At 45.9% G+C, this 16,658-nt stretch carries 19 protein-coding genes and 1 pseudogene; 9 read left to right on the forward strand and 11 right to left on the reverse strand.

Translation table 11 applies throughout. From position 1 onward, the window contains the following. Window positions 1–79 precede the first annotated feature (79 nt). A complete protein-coding gene (locus tag C1I60_RS01135; RefSeq protein WP_137060225.1) occupies window positions 80–736 on the reverse strand; it encodes a YheC/YheD family protein in 657 nt (218 codons plus the stop codon). Window positions 737–944: 208 nt separating this feature from the next. Between C1I60_RS01135 and C1I60_RS01140 the strand changes: the two genes are divergently transcribed. After that, the gene (locus C1I60_RS01140; RefSeq protein ID WP_137060129.1) at window positions 945–2,492 is read left to right on the forward strand and encodes a Ppx/GppA phosphatase family protein; all 1,548 of its coding nucleotides are present in this window, start codon (window positions 945–947) and stop codon (window positions 2,490–2,492) included. Here the strand turns inward: C1I60_RS01140 and ppk1 are convergent. Then, window positions 2,452–4,578 (reverse strand): polyphosphate kinase 1, encoded by a 2,127-nt coding sequence (gene ppk1, locus C1I60_RS01145; RefSeq protein ID WP_137060130.1) that lies wholly within the window; start codon window positions 4,576–4,578, stop codon window positions 2,452–2,454. The two genes, C1I60_RS01140 and ppk1, sit on opposite strands and share 41 nt — an antisense overlap. Window positions 4,579–4,875: 297 nt before the next feature. On the opposite strand from ppk1, the gene C1I60_RS01150 reads away from it, so the two are divergent. The 3 genes from C1I60_RS01150 (at window position 4,876) to C1I60_RS01160 (ending at window position 6,896) form a co-directional block, all read left to right on the forward strand. Continuing rightward, window positions 4,876–5,121 (forward strand): hypothetical protein, encoded by a 246-nt coding sequence (locus C1I60_RS01150; RefSeq protein ID WP_044645463.1) that lies wholly within the window; start codon window positions 4,876–4,878, stop codon window positions 5,119–5,121. Between the two features lie 260 nt (window positions 5,122–5,381). After that, the gene (locus C1I60_RS01155) at window positions 5,382–6,041 is read left to right on the forward strand and encodes a futalosine hydrolase (RefSeq protein WP_137060131.1); all 660 of its coding nucleotides are present in this window, start codon (window positions 5,382–5,384) and stop codon (window positions 6,039–6,041) included. Then, complete coding sequence (locus C1I60_RS01160) at window positions 6,042–6,896, forward strand: 1,4-dihydroxy-6-naphtoate synthase (RefSeq protein ID WP_137060132.1); 855 nt, start codon at window positions 6,042–6,044, stop codon at window positions 6,894–6,896. Between the two features lie 151 nt (window positions 6,897–7,047). On the opposite strand, the gene C1I60_RS01165 is transcribed toward C1I60_RS01160, so the two are convergent. The 6 genes from C1I60_RS01165 to C1I60_RS01190 all read right to left on the reverse strand — a co-directional run bounded on the left by C1I60_RS01165 (window position 7,048) and on the right by C1I60_RS01190 (window position 10,452). Further along, entirely contained in the window at window positions 7,048–7,368 is a 321-nt protein-coding gene (locus C1I60_RS01165) for a hypothetical protein (RefSeq protein WP_014277849.1), read from the reverse strand. Between the two features lie 311 nt (window positions 7,369–7,679). Continuing rightward, window positions 7,680–7,970 carry a hypothetical protein gene (locus C1I60_RS01170; RefSeq protein ID WP_025682160.1) on the reverse strand — a complete coding sequence of 97 codons (291 nt, stop codon included), beginning with the start codon at window positions 7,968–7,970 and terminating at the stop codon, window positions 7,680–7,682. A 6-nt stretch (window positions 7,971–7,976) separates the two neighbouring features. Continuing rightward, window positions 7,977–8,315, reverse strand: a complete 339-nt coding sequence (locus C1I60_RS01175; RefSeq protein WP_137060133.1) for a hypothetical protein — start codon at window positions 8,313–8,315, stop codon at window positions 7,977–7,979. A gap of 30 nt (window positions 8,316–8,345) precedes the next feature. Then, entirely contained in the window at window positions 8,346–8,690 is a 345-nt protein-coding gene (locus C1I60_RS01180; RefSeq protein ID WP_137060134.1) for a YkvA family protein, read from the reverse strand. 10 nt (window positions 8,691–8,700) lie between these two features. Beyond that, on the reverse strand, window positions 8,701–9,315 hold the full coding sequence (locus C1I60_RS01185) for a hypothetical protein (RefSeq protein WP_137060135.1): 615 nt from the start codon (window positions 9,313–9,315) through the stop codon (window positions 8,701–8,703). Between the two features lie 198 nt (window positions 9,316–9,513). Beyond that, window positions 9,514–10,452, reverse strand: a complete 939-nt coding sequence (locus C1I60_RS01190; RefSeq protein ID WP_137060136.1) for a DMT family transporter — start codon at window positions 10,450–10,452, stop codon at window positions 9,514–9,516. 152 nt (window positions 10,453–10,604) lie between these two features. Here C1I60_RS01190 and C1I60_RS01195 point away from each other — a divergent pair, with 152 nt between their 5' ends. From C1I60_RS01195 to C1I60_RS01210, 4 genes and pseudogenes are all read left to right on the forward strand, one after another. After that, window positions 10,605–11,483 (forward strand): LysR family transcriptional regulator, encoded by an 879-nt coding sequence (locus tag C1I60_RS01195; protein ID WP_137060137.1) that lies wholly within the window; start codon window positions 10,605–10,607, stop codon window positions 11,481–11,483. A gap of 83 nt (window positions 11,484–11,566) precedes the next feature. After that, on the forward strand, window positions 11,567–11,878 hold the full coding sequence (locus tag C1I60_RS01200; RefSeq protein ID WP_137060138.1) for a nuclear transport factor 2 family protein: 312 nt from the start codon (window positions 11,567–11,569) through the stop codon (window positions 11,876–11,878). A gap of 316 nt (window positions 11,879–12,194) precedes the next feature. Then, a pseudogene (locus C1I60_RS01205) lies at window positions 12,195–12,566 on the forward strand (IS110 family transposase); the annotation flags it as partial. A gap of 295 nt (window positions 12,567–12,861) precedes the next feature. Then, window positions 12,862–13,569, forward strand: a complete 708-nt coding sequence (locus C1I60_RS01210) for a DUF421 domain-containing protein (RefSeq protein WP_252361504.1) — start codon at window positions 12,862–12,864, stop codon at window positions 13,567–13,569. 20 nt (window positions 13,570–13,589) lie between these two features. Here C1I60_RS01210 and C1I60_RS01215 read toward each other — a convergent pair whose 3' ends face one another. Together C1I60_RS01215 and C1I60_RS01220 are read right to left on the reverse strand one after the other, a co-directional pair. Further along, complete coding sequence (locus tag C1I60_RS01215; RefSeq protein WP_137060227.1) at window positions 13,590–14,033, reverse strand: ferritin-like domain-containing protein; 444 nt, start codon at window positions 14,031–14,033, stop codon at window positions 13,590–13,592. A gap of 310 nt (window positions 14,034–14,343) precedes the next feature. After that, complete coding sequence (locus C1I60_RS01220; RefSeq protein ID WP_137060139.1) at window positions 14,344–14,715, reverse strand: hypothetical protein; 372 nt, start codon at window positions 14,713–14,715, stop codon at window positions 14,344–14,346. A 213-nt stretch (window positions 14,716–14,928) separates the two neighbouring features. Here C1I60_RS01220 and C1I60_RS01225 point away from each other — a divergent pair, with 213 nt between their 5' ends. After that, on the forward strand, window positions 14,929–15,165 hold the full coding sequence (locus C1I60_RS01225; protein ID WP_014277858.1) for a helix-turn-helix domain-containing protein: 237 nt from the start codon (window positions 14,929–14,931) through the stop codon (window positions 15,163–15,165). A gap of 522 nt (window positions 15,166–15,687) precedes the next feature. On the opposite strand, the gene C1I60_RS01230 is transcribed toward C1I60_RS01225, so the two are convergent. Continuing rightward, a complete protein-coding gene (locus C1I60_RS01230) occupies window positions 15,688–16,461 on the reverse strand; it encodes an S-layer homology domain-containing protein (RefSeq protein WP_137060140.1) in 774 nt (257 codons plus the stop codon). Between the last annotated feature and the right edge of the window lie 197 nt (window positions 16,462–16,658).

Below are 16,658 nucleotides of genomic sequence, written 5' to 3' on the forward strand. Positions count from 1 at the left end.
ATTTCATTGTTTACACAAATATATTATATTCACAATCTACTAAATTGAATTTTATGGGATTAAATTCAATAAAAAAGGATTATTGGGGTCTTGTGTTTACCTCCAAAATCCATATCCGTCCATTCGGATCAAGTCCATAATCAAATCCCAATTGTCCAATCCCTGGAAATCTTTTTTCCAGTACAGGAATGCATCGCTGTGTAAGATTAACGATTTCACGACGCTTTCGGATAGCCAACCGACGGGGATAAATCTTCCGAAGTGCATCCATTCCCTTGATCAGAGTTCCCCCTTTGCACAGGTTCGTAATGACCAGTCCGGGACGGGCATGACGGGCAACCACGGATCGGAAAAACCATTTCTGCCCCTCCTTCACCACTTTTACCCGATAGTCCACAGGTCTATCCTGAATCGTAGCCAACAAAATACCCTGCTGAATCAAATACGGACGCCGGAGCCGGAGCTTCCCGATTCCTACAGCCAGCGCTTGAAAGCTGCTGAACCGGTATGTGCGTTCCATATGTGTGCAGGTGTATTCCCTACGACCCCTAGCCACACGCATGACTCCGATTCCACCGCCGCCCTTCACGGGCTTTATAAATACAAAAGCATATTGTCGTAGCATCATACGCAACTGTTCCTCGTTATACAGACTGGTTTCCGGTATATAAACAGCGGTATGTGGATGGTGCAGCAGCGCCTTTGTCTTTAACCATTTGCTTGCTAGTTGTCTCATCATACCCTTTCTCCTTTCGCCGTGAGGTATACTTATACTACTCAACAGCAACCAGCTATTCTTGTATGATCGTCCAAGGACCAAGTCCATATCGACAACGGTAGCATGCACCTGATATCACTGGTACAATGACAATAATCTGACTACCATTTGCACAGAGCAGCGAAATTTACGCTCAAATCGTTTTTTTCGACAAGGAGGTCATACCATGAACAGCAAAATCGGCATCATGGACATTGGATCAAACTCCATTCGTCTAGTAATCTATGAAATGACAGAGACAGGCGCCTATCGGATTGTGCAGGAATGCAAGGAAGCTGCACGACTGAGCGAGAAGGTCGGGGCGAATGGACGTATGGAACGAGAAGCTGTTCGGAGCATTGCTCCATTACTGAATCAATTTAAGGCAGTATGCCGTATGCACGGGGTCCTTCGTATGCGTGCAGCAGCGACAGCAGCCATCCGCAATGCGGCGAATTCAGATGAGATCGTCCAATGGATCGCGGAGGAAACGGGCTTAACGCTGGAAATACTGACCGGAGAGCAAGAGGGCTATGCGGGCTTTCTGGGCGTGGTCAATACCATGAATGTAAACGACGGCATTATTATTGACATCGGGGGCGGCAGTACCGAAATTACGCTGTTCCGCGAGCGACAGCGGCTTCATACCGTATCGTTTCCTTTTGGCGCGGTCAACACGAATTCGCGCTTTGGCCAGGAAGTCAGGAATGGTGAATGGTCCTCTCAGCAGATCGAGGAGCTGGAGAGCTTCGTCCGTTCCTCGCTTCAAAACCATGATTGGATCTTTTCCAATCCGGGCCTGCCGTTCATCGGTCTGGGCGGTACCTTGCGTACCTTGGCCAAAATCAATCAGAAGCGGCAGGATTACTCGTTGCCCGTGACGCACCATTACGAAATGACGACAGAAGATGTCGATTATTTTTATGTCAGTCTGCCCCATCTTCCCTATGAAAAACGCAAAAAAACAGCCGGCCTGTCCAAAGACAGAGCCGACATTATTGTACCGGGGCTAGTTATCTTGAAAACGATATTCGAGGCCGCTCATGGTTCCACCTATTGGGTCAGCGGAGCGGGTTTGCGTGACGGTTTGTTTCATGAACTGGTCAATTCCGAAAAGCCTGTGGTCGACAATCCGCTCATCGCGTCGATCCGCAATATACTTTCATTCGCTGTCCCGGTTAGCGAAGAGCACGTCAAGCGGGTTAACGAGTACGCTGTCCGACTCTATGACGAACTCGTTGACGTATGGGCTGACGTATCATCCTCAGCGATGGACAAACGTCTGCTGCTGACCGCCGCAACGCTGTACAAAACCGGAGCAGCCTTAAATTACTATCATTTCCGCCAGCATTCCGTGTTCTGGATCCTACATGCGGGCATCGGCGGTTTATCCCATCAGGAAACGGTGCTGGCTGCGCTGATCGCAGACTACCATCCCAAGAATCGGACGCCCCGACTGTTGCGCACACATGCCGATATTCTGGAGCCTTCCGACGAAGAACGTGTACATCGGTTGGGCTCCCTGCTCCAGCTTGCGATCGGCATGGATCGGAGCGAATCCGGCATCATCACCAGCATCAATCCCACCACAGGTGACGATGCGCTGCATCTTCGTCTGGAAAGCATGGGTGAACCGATTCTGGAACAGCGGGAGCTGGAGGCTGTCGCCAAAGATTTTCAAAAAGCATGGAACCTTACGTTGTCGTGGTCCATTCTTCCTTCTTCCAATTTCTAACCTTCATGGCTTCGGATTGGCTCCTCATAGGGGCCTCTTCGTCGTTTCTTGTCACAAACTGATAGCTGCCATTAGACAGAAGCTGCCGCGCCTTCACATTATCCCTCAAGGACAAATGCAAAATGTCCGACAGCATTCCCTTGATCCGGTCATCATAAATCGGGCACATCAGTTCAATCCGACGAGTCAAATTACGAGTCATCCAATCCGCACTGGAGAGAAATAGCTCCGAATTCCCCGCATTCTCAAAATAGAACAGTCTGGAATGCTCCAGGAAACGGTCGACAATACTGATAACCCGAATGTTCTCGCTGAAGCCTTCCACCCCGGGACGCAAACAGCAGACCCCTCTAATGATTAAATCAATCTTCACACCTGCTTGAGAAGCAGCATACAGCTCATCAATCATCTCCTGACTGGATAAGGAGTTGATTTTGGCGATAATCCGGGCGGGCTTGCCTGCAAGTGCTTGCTCCGCTTCCCTGCGGATCAGCTCGAACAGCTTGTTTTTCATTCCCGTCGGAGCCACCGTAAAAGCTTGCAGCGTCTTGAGTGCGGAGAAGCCCGTGATTTCATTAAACAGCTCGGAGGCATCCTCGCCCAAGACCGGGTCTGACGTGAATAACCCGATATCCGTATATACGCGAGCCGTGCTTTCATTGTAGTTGCCAGTCCCCACATGCACGTATCGTTTGAGCATGTTACGCTCGTGGCGTACCACGAGAATGATTTTGGCGTGCGTCTTCAAACCGACTAGCCCGTACACCACATGACAGCCTGCTTTCTCAAGCGTACGCGCCCAAGCAATATTACGCTCCTCATCAAAACGGGCCTTTAATTCCACCACCACCGTGACCTGCTTGCCTGATTCGGCCGCACGTGCCAGTGCCGGTATCAGCTTGGATTCCCCGTTGACCCGGTACAGGGTCATTTTGATCGCCATCACATCAGGGTCCTCTGACGCCTCAATGATAAAATCCGTTACCGCATCGAACGACTCATACGGATGATATACCAGCACGTCCTGTTTGCGAAGTACGTTGAAGATATCCTCTTGTGGGGGCAACTCTTCCGGATACACCGGTTTGATTGCCGGAAACTTCAAATGCGAATACCCTTCCAATTGATCGGCAAAGGACGATAGAAATGTCAAATCCAGCGGCCCGTCCATCTCAAACACATGATCGAACAACTTGAATTCGCGCTGAAGCTCCATCAGAGCAAAGGGATTAATCCCTTTTTCCACTTCCAGCCTTACTGGCGCACCGCGTCTTCTGCGACGCAGCTCTTTTTCAATCTCTTCGAGCAAATCTTCGATTTCTTCTTCATTAATGGACAAATCGGAATTGCGCGTGACACGAAAGGCTTGAACCGATTCTGGCACATAACCTGTGAACAGCGTTTGAATATGATGCTTGATCAGCTCTTCAATTAAAATGAATGATTTCTTCTTGCTATTGGAACGCAACGGCACAGACACGACACGTGGAATATTGGAAGGCACCTGCACGATGGCAAAAAACGGCTTATCCTCCTCCGTATCCCCTTGACGTCTCAGTACAACTGCCAAATATACATATTTATTATGAACCAGTGGAAAAGGACGGCTCTGATCGACCGCCATCGGCGTCAGCACCGGAAATATAATTTCATGAAAGTAGGTATCCAGAGACTTGCGCTGTGTCGCATTCAAGCCCTCATATTCAAGCAGCAAAATCCCTTTTTTCGTCAACAGGCGGGAAATTTCGCGGTAGGTTCGATACTGCTCCGATACCATTGAGACTGTGCGCTTGATCAGCCGTTTGTACAAACCAGAGGGGGTATATCCGGTGAAGTCCTTTTGCATAAAACCGGCCTTGATCTTCTCCCGCGTCTCTGCCACCCGAACAGCCATAAATTCATCCAGATTGCTGGACACAATCGCCAAAAATTTGGCTCTCTCCAGCAACGGTGTATCTGTATCCTGCGCTTCCTGAAGCACACGGCGATTAAATTCAATCCAGCTTAAATCCCGATTAAAGTAGCGTTCTGACCCGGCTTTATCTTTATCTTTATCTTTATCCTTATTCTGACTCTCTATCAACATATGGCCTCCATCAATCATGCAGTATAGTTATGCTTTATTGTACTATTAGATGAAACGCACTAGCATCATAGCTGTGTAAACACAATGTAAAATGTGTGTAAAACGCAGCCTGATGTTGAAAAGGTCACTCGGATACTTTACAAAAATAGTATTAAAGGGTACAGTGTTTACGTCTGTTTCATTGAGATAGATTGTCGAATCGTACTTTTTTCATGTTTATCATGTTGTTACTTGTCACATACCAGCCACGTTCAATTGCTTCATTTTCAAATGGCATCATATAGGAGGATTTACGTTATGGAACCCAAGAAAACGCCACGCGTACTGCAAAAAAACATCGAATTTTTCACCGCGGCGCTGTCTCAGCATCTCGTTTCAGTCTGGCAGGAGGACCCGACGGGCGTATACTGCGAGATTGGCAGCGGATATATCGAATTGTTCAGTAGCGAGATGATTCGGGTGCGCAATCAGGATGGGACCCAAAGCCATTATGACCGCAATATCACGATGTTTCAGTTGATCACCAAGGATCAGCCGATATAATTATTATATGCTATGCCTGTACTGTTCTTCCAGATTAGAATTGCTTTTTCACCTTGAAAATAACTGATATCCAACTGTTACCACAGGGTAATCGTTATTATTTAAGGCAGCGATTCTGCTGGCTTTCAATTTGTGAACATATTGCAGGTTTATCCAAAAGGCGCCACAGAGCGCTTTTTTTGTCGTTATTTTTTGAACATAATTTCAAAAAGCAGTATGATGAAGTAGCATATGATCTAAATTAAAAGGGGAATCAACCGATGGAGCATACAACATCAGACGGACGCATCCTGATCATAACCGCGGTTGAGGGCGAACGGGAAGCCGTGCTGCGCGGGCTGAAAGGCGACAGCCGCTTTGCAGTAGAACTGGCTGGTGTGGGCGCTCCGTCCGCAGCAGCTTCGACCGCGTTGGCGCTGGCTGGCGGTGGCTACCGCCTTGTCATCAGCGCCGGAATCGGCGGCGGATTCGTGGATGTCGCCGCACTGGAGAGCGTCGTCGTCGCTGACGCGATCATCGCGGTCGATCTTGGAGCCGAGACGGCGGAAGGCTTCAGCAGCGTGGACGAGCTGGGATTCGGCTCCAGCCGAATCGCCGTGAACGGCGCAACCACGCAGCGGCTCGTTGAGGCGCTACGCGCCGCCGGACAGACAGCTGTCGCCGGGCCGATCCTGACCGTCACGACAGCGACAGGTACAGCGGCTTCAGCAGAACGGCTGGTGATGCGCGTTCCCGGAGCCGCTGCCGAAGCAATGGAAGGCTACGGGGTAGCCGTAGCGGCGAACAAGCTGGGGCTGCCCGTGATGGAAATCCGCACGATTTCCAATGCAGTTGGCCCACGTGACCGCGCTGCCTGGCGGATCAAAGAGGCCTTGCAAGCGTTGGAAGCCGTATTCTCTACATTAACGGAGGTTATATAGATGCAAATTGCTTTTTCACCTTGTCCCAACGACACCTTTGTCTTCCATGCCTTGGCGCATGGATTAATTCCGGGCGCACCCTCGCTGGACATCACATTCGCCGATATCGACATCACCAACAATCTGGCGGTAACGCCAAACGGGCTGGATGTCATGAAGATCTCTTATGCTGCACTCCCTTGGGTGCTGAAAGAATACGCCCTGCTGCCTTGCGGCGGCGCGCTCGGCCGGGGCTGCGGTCCGCTCGTGCTGACCAAGGAAGGCACCACAGCGGAAGGACCGGAAGCACTGTCCGGCAAGCGCGTGGCTGTGCCGAGCGAACGCTCCACGGCCTATCTGCTATTCCGCCTGTGGGCGGCCAAGCATGTGCCGGGAGGGGTTGGTGAAATTGTCGTGATGCCGTTCGACCAGATCATGCCTGCTGTCCGTGATGGACATATGGATGCCGGGCTGGTTATTCACGAGGCACGTTTCACGTATCCATCCTACGGTCTCAGCAAGCAAGTGGATCTGGGCAACTGGTGGGAAGAAGATACGGGGCTCCCGATTCCGCTTGGAGCCATTATTGCACGTCGTTCTCTGGATCTCGATGCGATCGCAGGCTGGATACACGCTTCTGTCGAATATGCCTGGAAGCATCCCGAGGCCTCACGCGAGTATGTATTGTCCCATGCGCAGGAGCTGTCTCCGGATGTGGCCCAATCACATATCGACCTGTACGTGAACGACTTTACCGCCAATCTGGGCGACAGTGGATACGCGGCCATCGAAGCACTGCTCGGACGCGCCGCACAGGAAGGGCTGGTTCCTTCGTTTGATTTAGCCAAGCTGCGCCTTGCGTCCACCACCCGCTAACGGGCCGACATTGCATGTTTTCTTGCTGAATAGAGCAGCTTAAACATATAAAACCTCCCGAACGAGCACATTGCCTAGCCATGCGCCCCATTCGGGAGGTTTTATGATTTCATATTGCGAATCATCATTCAGACTCGCCGGTTCCTTGTCCTTAGTTCTGTTCCTGCTCCACGACCTCGGTCTTAAACACGTTATCCAGTTTGGTACCCAATCTTTTGACCAGTGGCACCTTGATATCCCGGCTTAGCTCTTTGAAAAAAGCGTCCATGTCACAATTAATCTTATCCAACACGACCTTCACCGTGCCCTCTGCCAAGATCTGCTCATTCAGATCTTCCGGTACAGTAACCGAGATATCATACTTCTTGCTTAACGTTTTAATATAGCGGGTAAAGATTTCGATAAGTTCCTCATTGTTGAACTTCTCGACTGCAACTTGCCCTTTGTTCGTAAATTTCAAATTCACTCTCACGTTAGCATTTCCCCTTTTCCTTTTGACCATTTATTTTGGATAAACGTTGAACCTTACGAGGCTCTTCAAAGAAAGGGCCTTACCGGTCGTTTTAGACTCTTGTCCTTTGATATACTAAGTATAACACATTAAGTCCGTTTTCATTTCCCAACCTGTCGTTTTATGATAAAAAATGATACAATTTACGCATTTTCAGCATTAATTCTTTCTTTTCATGCCAATCATTAGGAAGATTTTATACATAAATACATAAAAAACGCCTATCTCGCAAAAGAAAGACGTTTCCGTATAGATGCTTATGCAGCATGCATTTACAAAGGTTTTGTACATTCCCAACCATGTGAACGATACTCACGCACCGCATCCCGTACATCCTCGATATCATCAGTATGCAGCAGAACCGCAGGTAAAATCACCCAATATTCGTTCTCTGCCAGATCAATAAACACGTCCTCGACATCATAATATTGCATATCGCCAAAAGCCGTATCCCTGATTTTCTGTCCAACCAAAGGTGTAAAATGGGAATCAAATGTTTTAATCACCTTCGTATATTCCTTCACGCCCGTTGCTGATATCTGCTGTGAAATAATGACGCTCAATACCGTTTACCTCCCTGACTGATAATGCTCATTATAACCTCTTATCAGGCCTTCCACAAAACCTTGTGCTCCAAAAATAATAAAAATCAACAACCCGATGCCGATCCCAACGGAGCTTAAAACGATAATCAGGATGCCCTGTGTATCTCGTTGCTCTATCCGTTTCGTCAAAATGCCGAAGACTAAACCCAGAATAGCCGACAGATTACCAATGACTAAAATACTTAATAGTAGCCCCAATCCTGCAAAAATCCAGCCAAACAAAGCAAGCACCCAGCCCTGCGGCTGCGGCTCACTCTGTCTCATCTGCCAGCGTTCCCTCGCTGTAGGCGTGTACCTATCCATTCTTTAGCTCCCCCGCTCTTCAAGCAACCCTCAAGAAAGAAATTCGTTCGCCTTCTCCCTGTGGGCAGGCTTGATATGCATGTCCAGCACTTTTAAGGCCGCCAGCACGACACCCGCATCATCTGTGAAGCCCAGCATCGGAATAACATCCGATATGGCATCCAATGGAGAAATAAAATATGCCAAGGCCCCGAAGGCCACTCCTTTGGCATAAAGAGGCGTTTCAGGATCTATCGCACAATAGTACATGGCCACCGCATCCTTCACAAAGGGAACCTTCCCGGCCGTGGATTTCACCTTTTTGAAAAATCCCTTTTTCACCTTTTCTTCCTGCTTCGGATCATACTTGGCTTTAGTTACATCAAAATCCTTCATAAGGTACCTCCTATTGCTGACTGGTAAGCTTGAAAGTGCCGCCTTCCCGCTTTCCGAGCGGATAATTGTGGACCGTCATTTCCACCGTCGTCTTCTTATCCCATACCGGAAGCTTGTCAGATGTACCGTACTCTTTCATAGCTATGTTTATGACTTCCTCCGCCTTCTTCGTCAAAGTAGAAGACGCCATATTATATTTACCATAACCCTGATAAGCACCACCCAAACCAAGATTCGGTTGATTGTTCACATTTAAAAGCACAGCCTTCAATGTACCATTCTCTGCTACATCAAAGGTCACTTTTTCCAATACAAAATCATCGGTAACGACAGATGTCTGCTCTAACACATGCGTTATGGCTGACAGGTTGGCTGCTAATCTAACCCGTTGCAGCAGCACCTCTGTATCCTTTTGTTGCTTTGTCAATGCTTGCGTAGTCTTGTTGAGTGAAGCATTCGCTGTAGTTAGAGTATTTACCTTTGCAGTCAGATTATAATTCCATAACGCCAAGGTAATACATCCGAGTACAGCTATTCCTGAAATGACCGTGGCTACAACCGCGAGCTTACGAACAGCCTGTGGTTGCGGCTCCACAGACTGAGTATGACTGCCTAATTCCCCCATAGCAAACTTCCTCTCTATTTACATAGTCATATTTTACTATGGCCCTCTTTTATAATCTAGTATATTTTTCCTACTTTCGCATTCCCTACTCATTTGAATCCATTTCATAAATGATTAAGCCAACGAAATGTATACTACATATAGACAAACTAAACCATTTTGATCTATATGTACTCTTGATTAAAGCTACTGAGGGTATTATGAAATGGATTCATGGGTGCAGGTTTCCGTTTCATGGACCTTCGAGCTTCGGTTGCCCCATTTTCCAGGTAAAGCCGTATTCACCAGATACACACTGCCCGCGATCAACACCAATCCCACCACGAATGTCAAGGTAAGCGACTCCTTGAGTATCACCATACTAAAGATCGTAGACAGCACCGGAATCATAAATGTATAGGAGCCAACCGTTCCTGCTTCTCCGTTGTCAATCAGTTTAAAATAAATCATCCAGCCCATCGCAATCACGAATACCGATATAAACAGCAAGATACCGATAAAGGAGGGGGTCCAGTGAATATCGCTCCATTTCTCCGTCGTAAGTCCAATCCCATTCAGCATAATTCCCCCAAAAATGAGCTGCATCGTCACCGCCCAAATGGAGTCCAACTGCTTGCTTTTTTTCTTCATATAAATTGTTCCGAGCGCCCAGCACAGTCCAGAGGCCAGCCCCAGTACGATACCCAAGACGGACAAATGCCCTGCCATCCCGCCGGAGCTAATTACGATCACCCCGCCAAAGCCAAGAACCAGTCCAATGACCTTCATCGTAAACATGCGCTCACCCAACCACAACCAGGAGAACAATCCAAGCAAGATCGGCTGGAGGAATACTAAAGTGGAAAATAACCCGGCAGGCAAATACCGCAGCCCCACCGTCTGCAAGCCATAGTAGCCGGCAATATTAAATATCGCCAGAACGAGATACGTCCACGCATTCTGTCTCAAACGCAGGGTTTCCCTGTGACGCATAGCGAACAGAAGCAGGATTAGCCCGCCCAGCAGCGTACGTATGCCTGAAAATAAAATCGGCGGTATATCCGGCAAAGCCAGCTTGGTCAACGGCCAGTTAATTCCCCACACCATCACTAATATCAATACAAGCCACAGCGTAGCTTTAGGTGTTAATGTTTTCATAGATGTCTTCCTCTCCTCTAGCGATGATCATCGCTCATTTCATACGGCTATAATCATTTACAGCCATTTGCAAAGCTTCACTTTACTAGCGTATACTGTGGGCACTAATAAATAAAATGAATGTTTTCGATAAGGGAGATAACCTTTCGCTTATGACCATTACCCAAATTATGATCTTTGTACGTGTAGCTGAAACGCTAAACTTCACCCAAACTGCGCATGAGCTGCATATGACGCAACCCGCAGTCAGCCATGCCATCGCCAGTATTGAGAGTGAACTAGGTGTCCAGCTATTGTTGCGTGACCGGAAAAAAGGCGTACTGCTGACGGATATCGGGCAAAAGGTACTACTGCAATTCCGCATGATGCTGCAAAGCATGGAAAAAGTAGAGCAGCAGGTCGCCGCCGAAAAAGGGCTAGACGTTGGCACCATCACCCTCGGAGCCTTCCCTTCGGCCTCAGCCTATTTTCTGCCCCCCATCATACATCATATTCGTCAGCATTACCCGAACCTCATATTCGATCTGCATGAAGGCTCCACCAACGAAGTCAAGGAATGGCTGCATAACCGAGAGATTGAAGCAGGTATCATTCTGCTGCCAGATCCGCAAGTGGATGTCATCCCTTTATGTCAGGATAATATGGTTATTCTCCTGCCGGACGGTCACCCATTACAATCACAAAGCAAAATCGCCATTCGAGATTTGAACCAGCAGGATATGATCTTCTGTAAAGGCGGGCATGAGGTTGCCATTATGGAAGGCTTTGAGCGTGAACAAAGCCAGTTGCAGGCACGTTTCACAACTCACAATGTCAGTACCCTGGTCAGCATGGTTCGACAGGGACTAGGTATGGGAATCGTCTCTGCCCTCTCCTTGTCCACATTCCCCCATGATCTGACTGTCAAGGAAACCACACCCCTGATTACGCGCCAGATCGGTATCGCCGTGCCATCCCTGCACAATGCTTCACTGGCCGTACAGTTATTTGTGCGCACTGCGCAGGAACTGTTTACAGATGTGACAAATTAGGAGACATTGGTAACGAGATTTTGGCAGATGCATAATTATTCTTAAATACTTACTGATCGTAATCATAAGGGGTGTCTGTTCAAATGCAGAAAAATCATATTATTGAATCCGAGGAAAAGCTTCGTAAAGCCATGTTATCCAGCGATGTGAAGGTCCTGGATGAACTGATTTATGATGATCTTATATTTGTAAATCACTTTGGACAGATGTTGGACAAAGAAGCAGATTTGGAAGCTCACCGTTCAGGTGTATTACATTTTACGGATATTCAAGTTCTGGATCAAAAGGTGATTCTGCTGGATGATACTGCGGTAACTGTGACCCGCGTTTCTTTACGAGGAACGGTAGGTAATGAACCCATTGAAGATGAAATGTGCTATACCCGGGTAAAATAAGAATAGCCGCGATGGTTGCACATCGCGACTTTCTGACAAAGGCCGGTGGGCGACCACGGCGAGAATTTCATACTGCGTATGAAAAACCACCGGATCAGGGGCCAACCTATTCCCGGTGGTTTTCGTATTATTAGGTCAACCAAAAATTTTGGTTGGCCTATTTTGATAGGTGTTTTAAGATGACGATAGCCGGGAAGAACTAGGTGGTTTTAGGGGAATAAATAACCCCGTCAAGAAAACTATTCTCTCACTATCACCAACGACCATGTTTGAGCTGGTTGGGGCATGCGATCCCGTATAACAAGCGAAGCTATGAGGTTCGAATCATCGTGGGCTTGTTGCATTTCTCATACGAGAAGAAATTGCACATTTCATTGTGAATCCCTTGCAGTCCAAGCGAGCTCGGGGGACTACGCTACGCAAAGTTAAGACAGATGCAGCAGACGCTTGGCACTTAGCTGAAATGTTCTACCACGGTGATATAAAGCCGCATCGGGCATGTGATGAAGCCCACACGGAGCTTCAAAATGTGACCAGACAGCATGAATTTGTAACATCCTTATACGTGCAAGCAAAGCTAAATGCTTGGGCTTTGCTAGATCAGGTATTCTCCGAATATGAACCCGTATTTTATGACCTTTACTCGGAAACGGCTCTAAAAGTCCTACAAGCCTGCCTTCAGGGTGAGGTGGAAAATGGCTCTACGCCATCCTTAGTAAAAACGAGCCTTATCGCCTGTAAAATACCATATTAATTCAGAAACTTTCTGTATAAACAGAAGGCTTTCTTAGTCATGTCTGTAAACAGAGTATATCAAGTTTATGGATTTATTCAAAAAGAATTCTTGACGGGGCTGTTTTGATAGGATTAGCAGTTAGCAGTTCCAAAGCATTTATGCATTAATTCCACTGGTATATTATTCTAGTGCAGCGGGTAACCTATATACTGAATACCTGCAATTTTTAAACAAGGAGGTTTTTACATTGGACCATCTCGTTATTTTGATCAGAAGTTTTTCTGCATTCGTTATCCTTATGATAATTGGGAGAATATTGGGGAAGCAAACCCTTTCCAATATGAACTTTCATGAATTCGTGACGGCAGTCATATTGGGAGCTATGGCTGCTAACTTTGCATTTAACGAAAAAATAGAAGTTGTCCACCTATTAATAGCCCTGTCCGTTTTTACAATTACTTCTTATGTTTTAGCCAAGCTTTTTTTGAAATTCAGAAACTTTAAGATGTGGACAGAGGGAACACCCACCGTTCTCATAGAAGGAGGGTTCATTCTCGAAGATAACTTAAAAAAAAATAATATGACATTGGATTCTTTAAACCAGCAACTTCGCGAGAAAGATATTTTTAATATAGAAGAAGTGGAGTACGCCCTCCTTGAGATTAACGGAAAACTATCTGCCCAAAAGAAAAAGGAACTGCAAGCCGTGACATTAAAAGATCTGCAGTTGAATGCAGGTAATGCCGCACAGTTCCCAATTGAACTTGTAATCGACGGACAGCTTTTGCATGGCAATTTAAACTCCAACCATATTCCCGAAACCTGGCTGCTATCCCAATTGAAGGCTCGCGGCAAAAAGTTAGAGGACGTATTCTATGCCGTTAAAGGCAGCAACGGTCAGCTCTATGTGGATGAATATAAGGATAAAATCCAGCAACCAATTGATGTTGAATAGTATTGACTTTCGGTCAATAGCTACTTGAGATTCAACGTAATCAGATAATTGTATTTGGCAGCGTGCTTAAGCTCATCCAATATGATACCGTACACCGTGTCCTTATAGATGCCAGCAGGCAAACCAAACCAGATGTTGCGGTATCGTTCCACCGCACCCAATTCTCCCATCAAGGCACGTTGTAGACCTTCTGTATAGGATTTCACCCTCTCATATTGCTCACTACTGATGCCTGTAATTTCCTGTCCTGTCAAAGTCAGATACATCTCTCTGAACATTTTATTGTGGCCACGTTCATCGTTACGGATGCTTTCAATAATAGCTACCTGCTCTTGTGAGGGAGCCAAATGGATTAATTCATCGTAGAACAGCTCATCGTTACGCTCCCCTTGTACCGCTTCCTTTATCATTTGTACTGCTTTCGGAAATCCTGTGCTCCAGATAGGTACAAAATCGACCCGCATATAGTATGAATTTCTCCAATAAGAAGGTACTTGATACAAGTTTGTCTCCTCCCGACATTAGTATATAGAAAGTATATGCGCATCTGCCCATGTTGGTTCCAACATTAGGAAAAATGAACGCCGTTCCGCCCGCTCCCAGTCGCCCTTCTCTTGTGAAGTAATGCTGGTGGCTATTTGACTTACCAACATACTGGGTTGATTATACTGAGCTAGCTTCGCCGTATCTTCCCATCGGTAATTTTGTCCAAATCATTATAGCTAAATGGGATAATTGGAATATAGAAGGAACCATAAGAAAAACAATATTGGCTTACAGATTTCCCTTTGTTTTCACGAGGCTAAGTTCAATGTGACTTCTACCATGTAGCCATAGCAGTTCATCCAGTAAAAATGCTAATCCATCCTTGCTACGCAAACGCTCGATCAGTTCTGTAACGACTTCCATAATCTCACGTTGTACATTCTCCGCTAATTGTAGCCCCCCACTTTCCCCATCCACATAAAGATGTGAATGATCCGGTTGTTCTACCTTTCGTACATGTCGCAGATACAATATTCCATGTTCAAGATAAAAGAAATAGCTACGATCATACAGGACTCCCTCAAATAGTTCATACATATGAGGATCATCATCAGGTCCATATACCATGGCAACTCTTTTCAATTCAACAGATTCGCTCATAAATAAATCCTTCCTTCTGTATTGATTAGTTTTTTTGTCAAATAAAGAACATAAAATATGTTTATATGTATTTAATATACGACTTCTTATACATATAATACACTTTCACATTCATATTTTCAACACTTATCGAATAAAATGTACGCATTATTGTAATTTAAGTTTGACTTCTCTAAGATTTGAGTACATATAATAAGTTGAGGGGGATTGCTCATGGGATTGAAACCAAGTTATAAACCAATGGAAATCACTCTAATTAAACGAGATAAAACACGAACTTACCTTCGTACTCAATTAGGAATTTCACCATCTACTTTGGCGAAAATGTCAAATGGGGAATTTGTAGCTATGAGTGTCATTGCACGCATTTGTGAGGAATTAGATTGTAAAATTGAAGAGGTTGTAGAGTTTATAAAGGAGCAACCATTAGATACAGAAAAAGAGCGCTAGCCTTTTTGAAGAGGATAGCGCTCTTCCTTTTTTATTAACTATATTTTCCTATTGTTAATCTACCCGCTGCATAAGGAAGCGATCAATTAGTTCTATTTTTTGCTATATAGTAAGAAATGTACATGAAAAGCGGAGAAGACGGAATGGTGCTGTACAAGCGAAGCGGTCGCTTTTGTCCCCGGATTTCTACCTAATTATAAGCTTTATTCAAGAAATCCGGGGGCGGTGGCGATGGGAAGCACCATCCGTCTGCGGAGTGACACTAAAGTAACTTTTAAGTTCCATTTCTTTTAAGTTCCATTTATATATTCGTTCTTTTGATTGGTTGCTCCACTGCTTTATAAGTCATGCCAGGGTAATCACTTTATATAGTGTAGTGATAATGATCTTAAATAAAGTTTCTTCAACACATTCAAAAAGGCCTCCATAGCATATAGTACGCGACTATACCGCTATAGAGGCCTTCATTTATAGTTGGATCATTTCTTTGCTTTCGTTCTGATCCTTCGATTGCTTTAGAAATCACTTCGATTGCTTTGTGGCTTCGTACAAACGCTGTAAAATGGTAACCGCCTCAGCACGTGTGACTAGCGCTTTGGGGTGAAGGTATCCATCATTGGCGGTAAGGACGCCCATATTAGTCAGGGTGTAGAATGCTTCTGCCTTTTGATCTTGGGAATCTCCATCATAATAGGGCTCCTCTTGAGTCGTGTCGATGTATATTACTGGATAGTTGATCGAGAAATTGTCATAGTAATCCGCCTGACGAATTTTTATATCCTTATACTGCGCAGCTGCAGAGATTACTTCCTTGATCTCAGGATGAAGAGTCTGATTCGTATAATCCGTCCGAACGGAAGCAATCATCATAACATCCCAGCGGGTCAGCGGTTTGTCGGGATTGATATAGAATTGATAGTTTGGATATTTGCCCCCTACTCTTTCAGTGAAGCCCCAAACATAATCCCCATTGAATAATGCTGCAAAATCTTTATTCGCCCAGTGCTTACGCGCATCAACAAATTCTGAAGCTTTTCCGGACGAATGATTGATCTCTGGAAAAAGCTTGTGAAACATATTTACAAATTCCGCTTTCGTTATGGTTTTGCCTGGCTTGAAGGTCCCATCCTCATAGCCCTTGACAACACCTTTGTCGACCATCAAACGAATAGATTCAGCAGCCCATTCATATTTTGTCCCGTTCACATCAGTAAACGTATTTGCCGCGAATGCGGATTGACTAAAAAACAGTGCCACCGCAACCAGCGGAGTGATAAGCCATTTCTTTTTCAACATCTCTTGCCACTTCCTTCAGGTAAAATTTATGTAGAAAATAGTTCTCCAGAACTCCATGTTATATCGGCATCTCAAAAGCAAATGATGATAATAAACAGAAAAAAAAAACAACACAAAAAAGACCTCTGCAACGAATAAATCCCGTCACAAAGGCCGTTATCCACTATCCCGAACACCTATTCCGCTAGGCTAACGCA

Source organism: Paenibacillus terrae, from assembly GCF_005217525.1.
GTDB lineage: Bacteria > Bacillota > Bacilli > Paenibacillales > Paenibacillaceae > Paenibacillus > Paenibacillus terrae_C.

Coding starts and splice junctions, on each gene's coding strand:
- C1I60_RS01135 (WP_137060225.1), bottom strand. CDS start 736: ATGAGACAACTAGCAAGCAAATGGTTAAAGACAAAGGCGCTGCTGCAC.
- C1I60_RS01140 (WP_137060129.1), top strand. CDS start 945: ATGAACAGCAAAATCGGCATCATGGACATTGGATCAAACTCCATTCGT.
- ppk1 (WP_137060130.1), bottom strand. CDS start 4,578: ATGTTGATAGAGAGTCAGAATAAGGATAAAGATAAAGATAAAGATAAA.
- C1I60_RS01150 (WP_044645463.1), top strand. CDS start 4,876: ATGGAACCCAAGAAAACGCCACGCGTACTGCAAAAAAACATCGAATTT.
- C1I60_RS01155 (WP_137060131.1), top strand. CDS start 5,382: ATGGAGCATACAACATCAGACGGACGCATCCTGATCATAACCGCGGTT.
- C1I60_RS01160 (WP_137060132.1), top strand. CDS start 6,042: ATGCAAATTGCTTTTTCACCTTGTCCCAACGACACCTTTGTCTTCCAT.
- C1I60_RS01175 (WP_137060133.1), bottom strand. CDS start 8,315: ATGGATAGGTACACGCCTACAGCGAGGGAACGCTGGCAGATGAGACAG.
- C1I60_RS01180 (WP_137060134.1), bottom strand. CDS start 8,690: ATGAAGGATTTTGATGTAACTAAAGCCAAGTATGATCCGAAGCAGGAA.
- C1I60_RS01185 (WP_137060135.1), bottom strand. CDS start 9,315: ATGGGGGAATTAGGCAGTCATACTCAGTCTGTGGAGCCGCAACCACAG.
- C1I60_RS01190 (WP_137060136.1), bottom strand. CDS start 10,452: ATGAAAACATTAACACCTAAAGCTACGCTGTGGCTTGTATTGATATTA.
- C1I60_RS01195 (WP_137060137.1), top strand. CDS start 10,605: ATGACCATTACCCAAATTATGATCTTTGTACGTGTAGCTGAAACGCTA.
- C1I60_RS01200 (WP_137060138.1), top strand. CDS start 11,567: ATGCAGAAAAATCATATTATTGAATCCGAGGAAAAGCTTCGTAAAGCC.
- C1I60_RS01215 (WP_137060227.1), bottom strand. CDS start 14,033: ATGCGGGTCGATTTTGTACCTATCTGGAGCACAGGATTTCCGAAAGCA.
- C1I60_RS01220 (WP_137060139.1), bottom strand. CDS start 14,715: ATGAGCGAATCTGTTGAATTGAAAAGAGTTGCCATGGTATATGGACCT.
- C1I60_RS01225 (WP_014277858.1), top strand. CDS start 14,929: ATGGGATTGAAACCAAGTTATAAACCAATGGAAATCACTCTAATTAAA.
- C1I60_RS01230 (WP_137060140.1), bottom strand. CDS start 16,461: ATGTTGAAAAAGAAATGGCTTATCACTCCGCTGGTTGCGGTGGCACTG.